General features: G+C 78.4%; 1 protein-coding gene. It reads right to left on the reverse strand.

The window, feature by feature from the left end:
* Positions 1-349 precede the first annotated feature (349 nt).
* Positions 350-511, reverse strand: coding sequence for a hypothetical protein (locus tag ACFV0G_RS36525; RefSeq protein ID WP_380557217.1), 162 nt, complete (start codon positions 509-511; stop codon positions 350-352).
* Between the last annotated feature and the right edge of the window lie 353 nt (positions 512-864).

The raw sequence follows: 864 nt of genomic DNA on the forward strand, positions 1-864 counted from the left end.
ACGCGCGTCGGCCGCGTCCTGTGTGATACCGACACAGGGGCCGGGGCGGGGCCCGGTGCGGCGGCGGCCGGTGCGGCGAGGGTGGTGAGGGCGAGGGTGAGGACGGCGGCTGTGCGCACGGAAGAGGTCTCCCCGGCAGGGGTGGCCAGATCCTGCGGCCGCCCGCACCGCGCGGACGTCGATCACCCTCCCGGACGCACCAAATTAGGATCATCGCGCCGGGCGGGGCGAGCGCCGTCCCCCGCCCGGGCACACGGTGCACTCGACCGGGTGACGGGGCGTCAGTCGTTCGGCCCAGTAAGGACCGTGGGGGCGACCGGGGCGGCGGGCGGCCTCGCCCGGCGGCGGGTCAGTGCAGGCCGTGCCCGGTGGCGCCGCCGTTGTCGCGGCGGTCCAGGGAGCGCTGCAGCGCCGCGGCGGCCCGGCTCGGGGCGGGCTCGGTGCGGCGGCGGCGGCGCGGGGCGCGGGTGTCGGTGGCGGGGGCGGTGTGACGGTCGGCGACGGTGGGCATACCGGCTCCTTGGTGCATGCGTCCGCGAGGGGACGCCGAGGGTGGGGAGTGGGGTACGCCGGAGGGGTCGCCTGCCGCTGCGCGTACCGGCTCGACCGGGCCGCACGCCCTGGGCTTGCAGGGGCGGCTCACGGTATCGCCCTTTCACGGTACGACGCCGGGCCGAGGATGTCTGCACGAATAGTTGGATTTCCTAGTATCTGAGACGCGGGCGCCCCCGGCGGCCCCGGAACGGCGCAGGGCCCCCGCCCCCGCCCCCGGGCCCGGCGGGCCCGGGGCGGGCGCACCGGCCCGCGCCGGGCTGCGCCGCACCGTCCTGGCCGAGACCGGGATGGCGGTCGCCGTGCTGGTGG

Origin of the sequence: Kitasatospora sp. NPDC059571, from assembly GCF_042735675.1 — a bacterium.
Lineage (GTDB): Bacteria > Actinomycetota > Actinomycetes > Streptomycetales > Streptomycetaceae > Kitasatospora.

What these genes read in the sequence shown, in the direction of transcription:
- ACFV0G_RS36525 (WP_380557217.1), bottom strand. Translation starts at nt 511, where the DNA reads ATGCCCACCGTCGCCGACCGTCACACCGCCCCCGCCACCGACACCCGC.